We start from the raw sequence: 13,989 nt of genomic DNA, 5'->3' as shown, positions 1-13,989 counted from the left end.
TTATATTTGCTATAACTATACAACAACTTATTTTTATAAAACCCTACCTAGGATTTAATTAATTTTAAGCGATTTATTCAAGGATGCCTGAAAATAGTACAATTTGCCAAGAAAATATTTTTTCAGCTTTTTTTAAAAGCCATGCAAAAGGTTTACGAAATTATCTTTACTACAAATTTGGCAATACAGAACAGGCTGAAGATGCCACACAAGAAGCTTTTATAAAACTGTGGCAGAATTGTAAAGATGTCCCAATTGAAAAAGCAAAATCTTATATTTATACTATTGCAACTAACAATTCTTTAAATGCAATTGCACATAATAAAGTAGTTCTTACCTATGAAAAGAACAATACTTTAATCGATAGAACCAACGAAAACCCAGAACACATACTAGAACAAGAACAATTTGAATCTAAATTATTAAAAGCTATTAACAATATAAACGAAACGCAAAGAATAGCTTTTTTAATGCATCGAATTGATGGAAAAAAATACGCCGAAATTGCCTCTGAATTAAACATTAGTGTGAAAGCCGTTGAAAAACGTATTCACTTGGCTTTGATAGAACTAAAAAAAGAAATTGAAAATTTTAAGTAGGGTAAAAAACAATATACTTGTTACATTATTGTAATACAGAAATTATGGACGAAGATTACAAACTAGCCAAATGGCTTAATAACGAATTAACCACTGAAGAATTAGCCGAATTTAAACAAAATCCGGACTTTCCTTTGTATGAAAAAATCAAAGAAAATTCAGCTCGCTTAAAAACACCTGCATTTGACCAAGATAAAATGTTAAGCAACGTTGTTGCTACTAAAAAAGCAACAAAAGTTGTGAAACTACAACAAAATTGGTTCGTTCGGATTGCTGCTGTTTTAGTTATTGCTTTGGGATTAAGTTTTTTTATGGTTAATAGTTTTAAAGAAAAATATTACGGTACTGAACTTACGCAAACTGTAAATTTACCAGATAATTCAGAAGTTATCGTGAATAAAAATTCGTCTATAGAATACAAAACTTTTTTCTGGAAAAACAACCGAACTATCGATTTAAAAGGTGAAGCCTATTTTAAAGTGGCAAAAGGAAAAACATTTGAAGTCAATACAAATTTAGGAAAAGTGACCGTTTTAGGAACACAGTTTAATGTAAATGCAAAAGACAACACCTTTGAAGTAACCTGTTACGAAGGAAAAGTAAAAGTAAAATACAAAAATCAGGAACTTATTCTAACAAAAGGGATGTTGGTTACTTTTGAAAATGATTCTAAAAAAGAAGGAAAAACCACATTATCAATGCCAAACTGGGCTTCTGATGAAATAGAAATGAGTTTTACAAATCAAAACTTAAAAACTATTATTACTGATATTGAAAACACATATAACGTTACCATTAAAACAAATACGATAGCAACAGAACAATTATTCACTGGAAAACTTCCTAGCAATAATTTAGATGTAGCCTTACAAATAATTGCCTCAACCTATCATTTACAAATAAACAAATCAAACGAAACAAGTTTTGAATTAGTAAAAAAGTAAATGAATTATAATCGCTTTTTAATAATTATTAGCTTATTTGTCTTTGTTTTACCGCTTAGTGCGCAAGACAAAGACAATACTATTTTATTAAAAACAATTTTTGAAAACATCAGCAAAAAACACCAAGTCAGCTTTAATTACATCGAAGAAGAAATTGCGGTTTTCAAACTAGTTCCTCCTTCAAACGCACTAACATTACAAGAAAAACTGAACTACATTACCGAGAAAACCCAATTAAAATTTGAATTTATTTCAAAAAAATACATTTCAGTAATTAACAATCAAAAACTTGATAAACCTTTATGTGGCTATCTTTTTGATGAAGAAACAAAAGAACCCATCATTGGAGCATTCGTAAAAATAACTGCTACGAATAGTACCTCAATTACGAATGACTTAGGTTATTTTGAACTTAATGTAAAATCGGCAAACGATATCGAAATTTCACATTTGAACTATAAAACTAAATTAGTACAATCAACTTTTTTATACGTTGAAAATTGCCCGAAAATCTATCTAAAAAGCATTATAAACGACTTAGACCCCATCATAACAACAGTTTATTTAACTAAAGGAATTACCAAAAGAAAAGACGGAACATACGAAATAAAACCTAAAAAAATAGGACAACTTCCTGGTCTAACTGAACCTGATGTTTTTCAAACCATGCAACAAATCCCTGGTATAAATGCTACGGATGAAAGCATTTCAAACACAAGTGTGAGAGGCGGAACACATGACCAAAATTTGTTTCTTTGGAATGGAATTAGATTGTATCAAACAGGGCATTTTTTTGGATTAATTTCTTCTTTAAATCCAAATTTAGCTCACAAAATTAATATTGCTAAAAACGGAACCTCAGCTTTTTATGGCGATGGTGTTTCGAGTTCAGTTTTAATTTCAACACATACAGATTCTATCGAAAACACAACAGGAGCTGTAGGTTTTAACTTAATTAACGCTGATTTTTATGCGAAAGTAAAAACTTCAAAAAAATCAAATATTGAAATTAGCGGAAGACGATCATATACAGATTTAGTAACTTCTCCAACCTATACAAATTATTTCAATAAGATTTTTCAAAACACAATTGTTACTAATTATTTTGACAACCAAAATATTAAATATAGTTCAGATGAAGATTTTTATTTTTATGATTTCACCGCGCAATATCATCAAAAAATAAAACAAAAAACAGATTTATTTGTTGATATCTTGAGTATTAGCAACGTATTAGACATATTTCAAACCAAAACAGAAAATAATATTACCATATCTAAAAACAGTTGCTTAGAACAACAAACTTATGGAGCAAATGCATTGTTGAGAACAAACTGGAATGCAAAAAATAGCAGCGAAATATCAATTTACGCTTCCTATTACAATATTAATTCTGAAAATGAATCGATAGAAAGCAATCAAATTTTTAATCAAGAAAACACCATTTTAGATACGGGTATAAAATTACAAAATAATCATATCCTATCTGACAATTTTACCTTTAGGAATGGCTATCAATTTAATGAAATTGGAGTACGAAATGTAGATATCGTAAATACGCCTGTTTTTTCTAGAAAAATCAAAGAAGTTTTAAAAAATCATGCGCTAATTGCCGAACTTAACTATTATTCAGTTAACGATAAATTTAAAGGCCGAATTGGTTTCAGACAAAACTATATTCAAGAATTTTCAACGTTTATTTTTGAACCGCGAATTCAGTTAAATTATAAATTCACTCCGTTTTTCCAATTGGAAATTATGGGGGAAAGCAAGCATCAAACCACATCACAAATTGTTGATTTACAACAAGATTTTTTAGGTATCGAAAAACGAAGATGGACTTTATCTAACAATGAAGACATTCCTATTGTGAAAAGTAATCAAGCGTCATTAGGATTCTCGTTCAATAAAAACAATTGGTTGCTAACTCTAGAAAATTTCTACAAAAAAGTAGATGGAATTACCAGTATGAGTCAAGGTTTTCAAAACCAATATGAATTTGTAAAGACCAATGGAAATTTCACGGTTTACGGAACCGAATTTTTAATTCAAAAACAATTCAGACATATTACTTCTTGGGTAAGTTATACTTTTCAAGAAAATAATTATGAATTTAAAACATTGAATGCAAAAGCATTTCCTAATAATTTTGAAATTAAGCATCACATAAAATCAGCTATTATATCAGATTTCAAAAATATAAAACTTGCCATTGGAGCACAATGGTTTACTGGGAAACCAACAACTTTACCAATAAGCACAACACCTATCTACACCAATCCAGAAACACCGGCTGTGGGTTATCAAGCGCCAAATTCATCTAATTTAGAGGATTATTTCCAAGTGAATTTTTCAGGTGCTTATGCTTTTAATATTGGTACAAAATCAAAACTAAATTTTGGTTTTTCGGTTCAAAATTTATTGAATAATAAAACCAGTATCAATCAACATTATCGCATCAACAATAACACAAATATTGTGGAACAGATAAATACTTTCTCATTAGAAAGAACACCAAATGCCTTTTTAAGATTTACTTTCTAATGAAAAAGTCAGGCTTTCACCTGACTTCAATATTAATCTTTTATCTTAAATACTTTTCTTAAAATATCTTCCATTAAACACCATTTGGTAAAGGATGATTGTAGTAAATTAGCCCCTACAAAAAGGGTAAACCAATACCAATTTTCATTTACATACATTCCTAAAAGAACACTTAAAAGAATAAAGGTTCCTGCCACTGCTCTAACAATTCTATTGATCATAATTTTTGATTTTAATTATATTTTTCTACCGATAAAACGGCTAAATGAACTTTTGATATGGATTCAAGTTTTTTATTAAATGCAGCTACTTCTTCGAATAAAGCATCTAAATTTTGTTGTAAAATGAAGGCGTAAAACATTACTGAATCGGTTTCATTCATTTCAGAACCAAACCAATTATCTTCCACGCCTTCCTCTGAAGCATCTCTAAAACCTTTTACATCGCGGTACGAATAGGATTTTACTTTAGCTTCTTTTAGCATCTTTTTGACTTCTTTTTCAAATTCTGCTATAGCGGTGATTAATACTAATTTCATATTTTTTTATTTAAACCTGACAGGTCTTAAAAAACCTGCCAGATTGTTATTTAATTATTTTTCTCCCATTTTTTACGTTCGGTAATGTAGTAAATCAAAGGCACTACGATTAATGTTAACAATGTTGAAACAATCGCTCCTGCGACTAACGAAATAGCTAATCCTTGGAAAATTGGGTCAAACAAAATGATTGAGGCTCCAATCACAACAGCACCTGTAGTTAATAAAATTGGGGTTGTTCTTACGGCTCCAGCTTCAATGATAGCTTGTTTAATCGGAATTCCATCGTTCAATCGGATTTCGATAAAGTCAATCAACAAGACTGAATTTCGCACCATAACTCCAGCCAACGCAATCATCCCAATAAATGAAGTAGCAGTAAAAAACGCTCCTAACATCCAGTGACCTAACACAATTCCCACTAACGAAAGAGGAATCGCCACCATCATAACGATTGGTGTTTTGAAATTTTGGAACCAACCTACAATCAACATGTAAATCACGATAATTACGACTAAGAACGCTGCTCCTAAATCACGGAACACCTCTAAGGTAATTTGCCATTCTCCATCCCATTTTACAGTAAAATTACTTTCGTCTGATGGTGAACCGATATACAATTCGTTTACATTATAGCCTTTTGGTAATTGCATTTTTTCCAACTTCTCATTCATTCCTAAAATTGCATATACCGGACTTTCTAAGGCTCCTGCCATATCGGCTAAAACATATACTACTCGTTTTTGATCTTTTCTGTAAATCGTATTTTGTAAGGTATCAGTAGTAACTTTTACCAAATCACTAACCGGAACTACATTACCCCGACTTCCTTTTATTTTCAAATTTTGAATATCTTGAATTGAAGTTTTGTCTTTATCTTCCAATGATAATGTGATACCAACTGGATTATTTGAACGTTCATCATACAAGTTAGAAACCGGCATTTCTCTTAATAAATAAGTCAAATTACCTACTACTTGCTGTGGGGCGATTCCATTCAACATGGCTTTTTCTCTATCCACCTCTAATTTATATTCTACTTGAGGCGCTTCTACCATCCAATCGGTATCAACCACATCTGTTGTAGTTTCTAAAATGGTTTTCACTTGATTCGCTACTTTAATTTGCTCTTCATAATCAGGTCCGTAAACCTCCGCCACTAAAGTAGATAAAACGGGTGGTCCAGGTGGAACTTCCACAATTTTTACATTCGCACCATATTTTTTAGCAATTTTTTGCACTTCTGGACGTACTACTTTTGCGATATCGTGACTTTGTAAATCGCGATCTTCTTTATGTAGTAAGTTTACTTGAATATCCGCCATGTTGCTTCCACCACGCATATCGTAATGACGTACCAAACCATTAAAGGTTATCGGAGCCGAAGCGCCAATATAATTTTGATAATCCACAACTTCAGGAACCGTTGAAAGATATTGCGCAATTTCTTTAGTAACTGCAGCCGTTCTTTCCAAAGTAGTTCCTTCTGGCATATCAATCACCACTTGGAATTCATTTTTGTTATCAAAAGGCAACATTTTCACGGCTACCGATTTGGTAAAGAACATCAATACAGAACCTAGTAATAAAACTCCTGTAATCAAGAACATTAGATTACGTTTCTTAGAGTTGTCTAAAAGCGGTTGCTCAATTTTTTTATAGATTTTATAAATCCAAGACGTTTCTAAACCTTGTTCTTCTTTGTGTTCTTGCTCATCTTTTTCATGTAACAAATGGTAACCTAAATAAGGCGTAACCGTTAAAGCTACAAACAATGATAATAACATCGCAATAGAAGCACCAATCGGCATTGGACTCATATAAGGTCCCATCATACCCGATACGAAAGCCATTGGTAAGATAGCTGCAATTACGGTAAATGTTGCTAAAATCGTTGGGTTACCTACTTCGTTAATCGCATAAATAGCGGCTTGTTTGAATGGCAGTCGCTTCATTTTGAAATGACGGTGCATGTTTTCGGCAATAATAATACTATCATCCACCACAATACCAACTACGAACACTAAAGCAAAAAGCGTAATTCTATTTAACGTATAGCCTAATAAATAGTAACTAAATAAAGTTAAAGCAAAAGTTAATGGAACTGAAAAGAAAACTACTAATCCACCTCTCCAGCCCATAGCTAACATTACTAAAACCGTTACCGCAATAATGGCAACACCTAAGTGTAACAACAACTCTCCTACTTTGTGTGAGGCAGTTTCTCCGTAGTTACGAGTAACTTCGACATGCACATCTGCAGGAATAATATTTTTCTTTAAGCTTTCAACTTTAGTAATGATTTTCTCTGAAATTTGCATCGCATCGGCACCTTTTACTTTCGCAATCGAAATGGTTACGGCTGGATATTCTGAATTAAATTTTGAGAATTTCTCATTCGCTTTTCCGTAACCAAAAGACACATAATTCTTTGGCGTTTGAGGTCCATCTTGAATCGAAGCGACTTGTTTTAAGTAAACCGGCATGTTGTTATTGACACCGACTACCAAGTTTTCTACGTCTTCCGAAGTGGCTAAAAATTTACCTGTTGTAACTAAATACTCGGTATCATTTTGCACAAAACTTCCTGATTGCGAACTTCCGTTATTGGCTTGAATCATTTGCATAATGCCCAACGCATCAACACCATTTTCAGCCATTTTATCCTTGTCTAAAACTACTTTTAGCTCGCGTGTTCTTCCACCAATTTCTTTCGTAATCGCAACATCTTTTACTTTTTCAACTTCCGAAGTAACTTCTTCGGCTATTTGACGTAATTGGAAATCATCATATTTTTCACTCCAAAGCGTTAATCCCAACATCGGAACATCATCAATCGAACGCGTTTTTACGATAGGTTGCATAACACCTTCAGGGAACATCGTGCGATTTTTCATCAATTCGTCATATAATTTTACATACGAATCTTCACTGTTTTCACCCACATAAAATTGTACCACCATCATAGAATAGCCATTGAAAGCCATACTGTGAATGTGCTCCACTCCCTTGATGTTGCTAATAATTTTCTCTAATGGTTTTACCACTCTACTTTCCATCTCAGATGGGCTAGCTCCTGGATACATGACCATAACATCGGCCATAGGAACGTTTATTTGCGGTTCTTCTTCCCTTGGAATTAAGAACGAACTGTATGTACCAATAATCATCAACGCCACCATCAATAAAATGGTTAATTTAGAGTTGATAAAGAAATTGGCTATTTTACCTGATATACCTTCTTGCATTTTTTTAAGTTTAAATGTTTATGAGTTTAAAAGACAATACTTAAAACTGAAAACTGCGACTGATTACTGAACACTAATCTTAGCTCCGTTGAATAATTTTCCTTCTGCCGAAACAATATAGAGCTCATCTGCTGATAATCCAGATAATACTTCTACTTGATTTCCGAATGTTTTCCCGATTCTTAACCATCTTAAAATGGCTACATTACCACTTCCTATGGTATAAATTCCAGTTAATTGTCCTTGTTTTACTAGAGCGCTTTCTGGAACTAGAACCACATCCGATTTCACAGTAGATACTTCTTTTTTAGCGGTTGGGAATTGCACGTTTACAAACATTCCAGATAAGATTTCTTTATCCATTTTGTCCAAAGTTACTTTCACCAAATATTGTCCGCCTGTATTTTTTGCGGATAAACTCACTTCAGAAACTTTTCCAGTTACTTCTTTGTTTAATGATTTTACATTGATTTTTACTGGCATTCCGTTTTTTACATTCGAAATATCACTTTCTGAAACCATAGCCGTTACTTGTAATCTTGATGCTCCTTCAATACTTACTAAAGGCATTCCTGGGTTGGCCATATCACCTTCTTTTACAAAAGTATTAGTAACTGTTCCTGAAAATGGAGCGGTGATATTCGAATAAGAAAACTGCGCCATCACTTCATTACGCATTTGTTTGGCTGCTTCTAATCCTGCTTTTGCCATTTCGTAGCGAGCCGTCATATCATCTAATTCTTTTTGAGAAGCCGATTGTTGTGCAAACAAATTCACAAAACGATCATAATCTTTTTTGGCATTGTTATAAGCAGCTGTAGCATGTGTGATGGAAGCATCTACTTGTGCTTTTTTAGCTTGTAAATCCGTATTATTGATGCTTACCAAAAGTTGCCCAGCCGAAACATTTTGTCCCACTTTTACATTTACTTTGGTTACATAACCCATCATTCTAGTACTTAAATTGGCACTATTTTCAGATTCAATTTTTCCACTTGCCGTTACATACGGACTATTTGAATTTCCTGAATTCCCAGCTACTTTTACTGAAATTGCAGGTAAATCTGCTACATTTTCTTTTTTATCACTTCCACAAGAAGTTAAGATTAATGAAGACAAAGTGATTATTGTTATTATTTTTTTCATAGTGTTATTTCGTTAAAAATTGTAAATATTGTTTAGTAAAGTTATATTCGAAAACAGCTTGCAAATGCTCTAATTCTTTTTGCGCCATTTGGGTTTCAGCCATTAGTAAATCGGTAGTTTTTTCTAAACCTTGTGTGAATCGGTTTTGACGAATTCTGTAAGCTTCTTGTGATTGTTCAAAAGCCAATTGGGATAAATTCACTTTGTTGTGGGCATCAAGCAATTGGCGATTCGTTTTACTCAATTCTAACTGACTTTGTTTTTTGTATTGTTCGGTTTCAACCGTTGCTTTTTCAAAATCAGCTTTTGCTTTTTGTGTTTTTCCGATATTCTTATAGCCATCAAAAACATTCCATGATAATTGAGCACCTACTACATATCCTTTTGCTGAAGTTTGAAACACATGTTGGTCATACAATTCGTAACTTCCAAAAGCATTCAATCTTGGTAAAAATCCGAATTTAGACGATTGAAACATTTTTTGATACGCTTCTGCCGATTTTTGCATCGCTTGAATATCTTTTCTAGAATCAGAAAGTGTTGTACTGATATTTTCAATGACAATTGCATTATCTAATGCTTCAGCAGGTTTATAGGTTTTACCAGCCATATCTTCGTTTAATAAAAAAGCTAAATAATCCGAAGCATTTTGTACATTCGATTTGGCATATTGCAATTGATTAACGATTTCATTCACACGAACCTGTACATTTAACAAATCGGTTTTTTGCAACATTCCGTTTTTAAAATAATTTTCAACTAATTTCAAATTGCCTTGAGCAGTTGAATTTGCTTTTTCTAAAACTTTCACTGCTTTGTAAGCCAATTGTAATTGCATGTACGCTTTTGAAACTTCAAATTTTAAATATTCTTTAGTACGTTCTGTTTGATACTGAAACGCTTCCATTTTAGCTTTAGCAGCTTGTCTTCCTAGCAATCCATCTACATTAAGCAAAGGTTGTTGCACCTCAATCTTAGTAGCAAAATTTTGGGTTCTCTTAGGATCATTTAACAAAGTAGGATTAAAATCAGTAGCAGTTAAAATTTCCTGATTCAACTTCGAACCAAAAGCCATTAAAGGATTGGTAGTAGCTATTCCAGTATGTGAAACCGTAACATTAGGCAAAAAGAGCGCATTCGATTGACGATAATCCGCTTTTGCAGATTGAAATGATTTTTCAGCCACTTTAATTTGTAGGTTATTTTCAGTGACTTTTTGTAACAAATCATTTTTTGAAATCGTCAAAGTGTCTTGTGCAAAAGCAGTAACAGACACCAATCCTAAAACGATTAACAAGTTGACTTTTTTCATAGTTTTGTTTTATTCTTATTTTACGTTACAAATGTACATTCGAAAAAAAAGGTAGTCGGTAACATGAGTTACACAATATGAGAGTTAAAATAGAAGAGCGTCCTTGAAGAACGCTCTTACTAACCAATCATACTAAAACTATCAATTCAAATTAAATTGAATTCAAAGGTATTGACACATAACAACCTATTCAGTAACTAATGTTACAAAAAAAGCCCCGATAAATCGGGGCTCTGTTTTTAATGTGAATAAGATTATTCCGCTTTTTTCTCAGCTGACTTTTTAGAAGAACAACATCCTCCACCAGATTTAGAATCCGTTCCACAAGATTTTTTCTCTGCTGTAGAACAAGATTTTTCTGTTTTAGCTGTTTCTTTTTTCTCTTTTTTCTTAGGCTCTTGTGCGTTAACATTCATTGAAAACATAAAAGCGGCAACAGCCATAATAGAAATTAATTTTTTCATTTTTTGTATTTTTTAAATTGTTATTTATTCTTTAGTTTGCATTGTACTACTACAAATATAAGTAATTTTAGAAATAGTACTCTTAAATTTAAATTAATTTATTTTTTGTTCTTTCGGGACACAAGTTCAGAAGTGTAAAAAGTATCGTCAAATATAAAAGTAATAGTTATTACTTCTGAGGCATAGGATTTTAAATCAAAACTCATAGTATTAACCCCTTGTTTTACATCCTCAATTTCACCGGCTTCCAAAATCGCTCCAGTTGAAGAAGTAACCAAATAATTCACTTGGGCCAAATAAGGCATTTCAAACTGAATCCTTGCAATATCAGCTGTTGATTCTGAAGACAATAGGGACAAACTAAATGGATTTTTTCCATCTAATGGCGTATTTACTAAACTCGTATTCTTAACCAATTTCACCTCATAAACCGTAGGATCAGCACTTGTTAAATGGGTTTGATTAGTAGAAAATGCATCAGGAGAAGTACTTTGAATTCCTCCAAACAAATGTCCAATTACAAAACTATCCTCAGTAATTTTTGATAATTGAAGTACTTCATTAGAATAATGAGGTAAATTCAAATTTGGAATAAATTCAGCACCAGCACCTTTTAAATTCGGCATTTCAATTGGCAACTGGTATTCTGCCATACTTCCATCAGCAAAACGAGTAGTGCTACTTATAGTTTTTACAAAAGGAACACTGTCGTCTTTAAGTAATGCCCCATTTTGATAGCTATATCGACTGATTCCTCCAAAAAACAAATTGTGCATTTGATTATTTACAGCATCGTACAAACAAACTTTTCCACTATGATAATTACTCAAATATTGATTGAACTGCATTTGCGGAAAATATCCAGAAGTTTTAATGTCAACTGGATATAAAAAAGGCAATTCCGCTTCTATCTGAAATACACCTGAAGAAATGGTGTAGCCCAACTCGCCATTAGGAAACACCTGAGGCAACAAATTATAATCGCGACGATGTAAATGAACGGGATCTACAATTTCTTCATAATCAGTAAAGGTTAATGAGGTCCCAGTAGTATTAATCGTAAACTTACGAATCGCATTCGAATACGTTTGGGTAAAAGTTGGATGATTCATAGGATTATAGCGTCCATCAAATCGATGCCCACCAACTAAATAAAAGGTTGTACCAATTTTGCCTAATTGTCCTCCCGTAATAGCAAACACATCATTAGTAATTTGTTTGAAAAAGGATTGTATCGGACTTCCTTTGATAATAGCATGAATTAAATTAGGAACATCTACCGATGTCAAATGAGGAAATGTTTTATGATCGGAAGCCGAATTTGAATAAGCATAACCTCCAATAATAAACAATTGATCACCATCTTGATAAAAATTCATATTAGTAGACTGCAACTGTTCTTTAAGTGCTGTGGGAAGTGAATGCACCGAAGCCGACCAAGATTGCTTTTTAGCAACGTCTACCACATAAAGGTCAGTATTGTTTTGGTCACCCGGAAAAGCTCTAAAAGGTTGTCGAGCGTGAACACCATCTTTTCTCCCACCTATGATAAGCCATTTTCCTTCATGTTGTGCAAAGGCATAAGAATGCAGACCTGGCAATCCAGCAACAGAAACTGGTGTGAGAACAACATCATAAGTAAAAGTACTTTGCGCTAGTGTTGACTGAAAAAAGACAAACAAAAGCACCTTAATTAAATATTTCATTTTATTCCATTATGTATTGAGTTTGTGATTTCACAAACTTTGTAATCTAGTTAAATCGTAAAAGAATTAAATATATTTGGGAGGATGCCAAATGGAACTTTGATATTTTGAAATAAAGATTTTCTCGTAATTAGATTGCTCTTTTTGAATTTTGAATTCAGCAAAAATAATCTCAGGCTTAAAATCCAATTCACTTACAAATTGAACAGGACTAAAGTTTAAACCCATAATAATTTTACCTTTTTCACAACCTAAAGCATCAGAATCGGATGCATGACACGATATCTCACATTGTTCTTTAAAAAACACTTTCATTGCTCTTACAGACGGTAAAGTGGTAAGTGCCGTCAAATAAATAAAAAGTATGCAAGAGAATAATTTCATATATCAAAGTTACAAAATAAAAACAAACGTGTAACGTATGGATATAGAAATTCTTTACATAACGATTCTTCTATTTTCGCTTAGGAATAGAACAAGAATTTCCTGAACAACCCATATCAAATAGGGCTTGAATAAGAAAAAAGAATGCAAAAAAAAGAAACATATATTGGTCCTCGCTGAAAGCAAGATAGGTAACAACGCCTGCTAAAAACAGCCTAACCCATCTCATAAAATGCCAATTGGAAAATAAAAGCCTTTTCATATGTTATTTTTTTGTACCTATAAAACGAATTAATGCACCCTCACCTCGATGATACAATCCTTCGTCTAGAGTAATTATTTCATTTGTTAGCGAATCAAACTTTACATTAGGAAATTCTTCTGAAATTTCATCCAAAGAGAATAGCATATCAACGTCTTTTGGACCACCAGAATTATACTGCAATTGATTTTTCGCAAAAGCCTCAAAAATAATTACACCTCCAGGTTTTAATAAAGAAAGTAATTTCAAATGAGCTGCTTTTCGAATAGTTGCCGGGAAATGAGCAAAAATCAAAACGAGTCCATCAAACAGTTCTTCCGGATAAGAAACTTCCAAAACATCAGAAACGGTATAATCTATAAGAACTTGAGTTGCAGCTGCCAAATTCAAAGCCTTTTCCTTTCCTGCTTCACTGTAATCAAAAGCATAAACTTCAAACCCTTGTTGAGCAGCATAAACAGCATTTCTGCCCTCACCTTCAGCCGCAAATAAAATTTTACCTTTTGGTAAAGCACTTATATTATCTTTTAAAAATTGATTCGGCGCTGTTCCATAGGCAAAATCCGAAGCACCATAACGTTCGTCCCAAAATGGTTTCATTCTGATTTCTTTTTAGGAGAGGTTACAAATAAATGAAACAACAGGCCTCCCATAAGACCTCCGTACAAAGTGCTATTTAAAGGCTTTGAGGTTATCGAACATGTTCCTGAAACACATCCAACATAATGATAATAGGCATATCCTGAAAGGAGACCTACAACCACTCCTATACTAGTTATTATAAAAGTTTTTCTATTCATTTTGATAATCTGAATAACAAAATTACAGCCACAAAAAGAATT

The 13,989-nt window shown here is 32.7% G+C and carries 13 protein-coding genes; 3 read left to right on the top strand and 10 right to left on the bottom strand.

The features are described from left to right. Positions 1–83 precede the first annotated feature (83 nt). From NAT47_RS05210 to NAT47_RS05200, 3 genes are read left to right on the top strand one after another with little or no spacing between them, the layout of a single operon-like run. The gene (locus NAT47_RS05210; protein WP_250581043.1) at positions 84–599 is read left to right on the top strand and encodes an RNA polymerase sigma factor; all 516 of its coding nucleotides are present in this window, start codon (positions 84–86) and stop codon (positions 597–599) included. A 44-nt stretch (positions 600–643) separates the two neighbouring features. Beyond that, complete coding sequence (locus NAT47_RS05205) at positions 644–1,543, top strand: FecR family protein (protein ID WP_250581041.1); 900 nt, start codon at positions 644–646, stop codon at positions 1,541–1,543. Continuing rightward, positions 1,544–4,087, top strand: coding sequence for a TonB-dependent receptor (locus tag NAT47_RS05200; RefSeq protein WP_250581039.1), 2,544 nt, complete (start codon positions 1,544–1,546; stop codon positions 4,085–4,087). A gap of 32 nt (positions 4,088–4,119) precedes the next feature. On the opposite strand, the gene NAT47_RS05195 is transcribed toward NAT47_RS05200, so the two are convergent. From NAT47_RS05195 to NAT47_RS05150, 10 genes are all read right to left on the bottom strand, one after another. Then, positions 4,120–4,308 (bottom strand): YgaP family membrane protein, encoded by a 189-nt coding sequence (locus NAT47_RS05195; RefSeq protein WP_250581032.1) that lies wholly within the window; start codon positions 4,306–4,308, stop codon positions 4,120–4,122. An 11-nt stretch (positions 4,309–4,319) separates the two neighbouring features. Then, positions 4,320–4,625, bottom strand: coding sequence for a hypothetical protein (locus NAT47_RS05190; protein WP_250581030.1), 306 nt, complete (start codon positions 4,623–4,625; stop codon positions 4,320–4,322). A gap of 50 nt (positions 4,626–4,675) precedes the next feature. Beyond that, positions 4,676–7,873 carry an efflux RND transporter permease subunit gene (locus NAT47_RS05185; RefSeq protein WP_250581028.1) on the bottom strand — a complete coding sequence of 1,066 codons (3,198 nt, stop codon included), beginning with the start codon at positions 7,871–7,873 and terminating at the stop codon, positions 4,676–4,678. A 63-nt stretch (positions 7,874–7,936) separates the two neighbouring features. Further along, positions 7,937–9,019: an efflux RND transporter periplasmic adaptor subunit gene (locus NAT47_RS05180; RefSeq protein ID WP_250581026.1), complete on the bottom strand. Its 1,083-nt coding sequence runs from the start codon at positions 9,017–9,019 to the stop codon at positions 7,937–7,939. Between the two features lie 4 nt (positions 9,020–9,023). Next, positions 9,024–10,331: a TolC family protein gene (locus NAT47_RS05175; RefSeq protein ID WP_250581024.1), complete on the bottom strand. Its 1,308-nt coding sequence runs from the start codon at positions 10,329–10,331 to the stop codon at positions 9,024–9,026. Positions 10,332–10,585: 254 nt separating this feature from the next. Continuing rightward, positions 10,586–10,795: a hypothetical protein gene (locus tag NAT47_RS05170; RefSeq protein ID WP_250581022.1), complete on the bottom strand. Its 210-nt coding sequence runs from the start codon at positions 10,793–10,795 to the stop codon at positions 10,586–10,588. 98 nt (positions 10,796–10,893) lie between these two features. Continuing rightward, positions 10,894–12,501 (bottom strand): hypothetical protein, encoded by a 1,608-nt coding sequence (locus tag NAT47_RS05165; protein WP_250581020.1) that lies wholly within the window; start codon positions 12,499–12,501, stop codon positions 10,894–10,896. Between the two features lie 66 nt (positions 12,502–12,567). Then, complete coding sequence (locus NAT47_RS05160) at positions 12,568–12,885, bottom strand: hypothetical protein (RefSeq protein ID WP_250581013.1); 318 nt, start codon at positions 12,883–12,885, stop codon at positions 12,568–12,570. Positions 12,886–13,150: 265 nt separating this feature from the next. After that, positions 13,151–13,747: a class I SAM-dependent methyltransferase gene (locus NAT47_RS05155; RefSeq protein WP_250581011.1), complete on the bottom strand. Its 597-nt coding sequence runs from the start codon at positions 13,745–13,747 to the stop codon at positions 13,151–13,153. Next, the gene (locus tag NAT47_RS05150) at positions 13,744–13,947 is read right to left on the bottom strand and encodes a DUF6132 family protein (protein ID WP_250581009.1); all 204 of its coding nucleotides are present in this window, start codon (positions 13,945–13,947) and stop codon (positions 13,744–13,746) included. Before NAT47_RS05150 ends, NAT47_RS05155 begins: the two co-directional genes overlap by 4 nt. Positions 13,948–13,989 lie beyond the last annotated feature (42 nt).

This window comes from Flavobacterium fragile (assembly GCF_023634865.1).
GTDB classification, from domain to species: Bacteria; Bacteroidota; Bacteroidia; order Flavobacteriales; family Flavobacteriaceae; genus Flavobacterium; species Flavobacterium fragile.
Note: the sequence above shows the minus strand (reverse complement) of the source record. Positions and strands in the feature narration are given on the sequence as shown.

Excerpts from the sequence above, each read along its gene's own strand:
- NAT47_RS05165 (WP_250581020.1), bottom strand. The coding sequence starts at position 12,501 with ATGAAATATTTAATTAAGGTGCTTTTGTTTGTCTTTTTTCAGTCAACA.
- NAT47_RS05160 (WP_250581013.1), bottom strand. The coding sequence starts at position 12,885 with ATGAAATTATTCTCTTGCATACTTTTTATTTATTTGACGGCACTTACC.
- NAT47_RS05175 (WP_250581024.1), bottom strand. The coding sequence starts at position 10,331 with ATGAAAAAAGTCAACTTGTTAATCGTTTTAGGATTGGTGTCTGTTACT.
- NAT47_RS05155 (WP_250581011.1), bottom strand. The coding sequence starts at position 13,747 with ATGAAACCATTTTGGGACGAACGTTATGGTGCTTCGGATTTTGCCTAT.
- NAT47_RS05185 (WP_250581028.1), bottom strand. The coding sequence starts at position 7,873 with ATGCAAGAAGGTATATCAGGTAAAATAGCCAATTTCTTTATCAACTCT.
- NAT47_RS05180 (WP_250581026.1), bottom strand. The coding sequence starts at position 9,019 with ATGAAAAAAATAATAACAATAATCACTTTGTCTTCATTAATCTTAACT.
- NAT47_RS05195 (WP_250581032.1), bottom strand. The coding sequence starts at position 4,308 with ATGATCAATAGAATTGTTAGAGCAGTGGCAGGAACCTTTATTCTTTTA.
- NAT47_RS05190 (WP_250581030.1), bottom strand. The coding sequence starts at position 4,625 with ATGAAATTAGTATTAATCACCGCTATAGCAGAATTTGAAAAAGAAGTC.
- NAT47_RS05200 (WP_250581039.1), top strand. The coding sequence starts at position 1,544 with ATGAATTATAATCGCTTTTTAATAATTATTAGCTTATTTGTCTTTGTT.
- NAT47_RS05205 (WP_250581041.1), top strand. The coding sequence starts at position 644 with ATGGACGAAGATTACAAACTAGCCAAATGGCTTAATAACGAATTAACC.
- NAT47_RS05150 (WP_250581009.1), bottom strand. The coding sequence starts at position 13,947 with ATGAATAGAAAAACTTTTATAATAACTAGTATAGGAGTGGTTGTAGGT.
- NAT47_RS05170 (WP_250581022.1), bottom strand. The coding sequence starts at position 10,795 with ATGAAAAAATTAATTTCTATTATGGCTGTTGCCGCTTTTATGTTTTCA.
- NAT47_RS05210 (WP_250581043.1), top strand. The coding sequence starts at position 84 with ATGCCTGAAAATAGTACAATTTGCCAAGAAAATATTTTTTCAGCTTTT.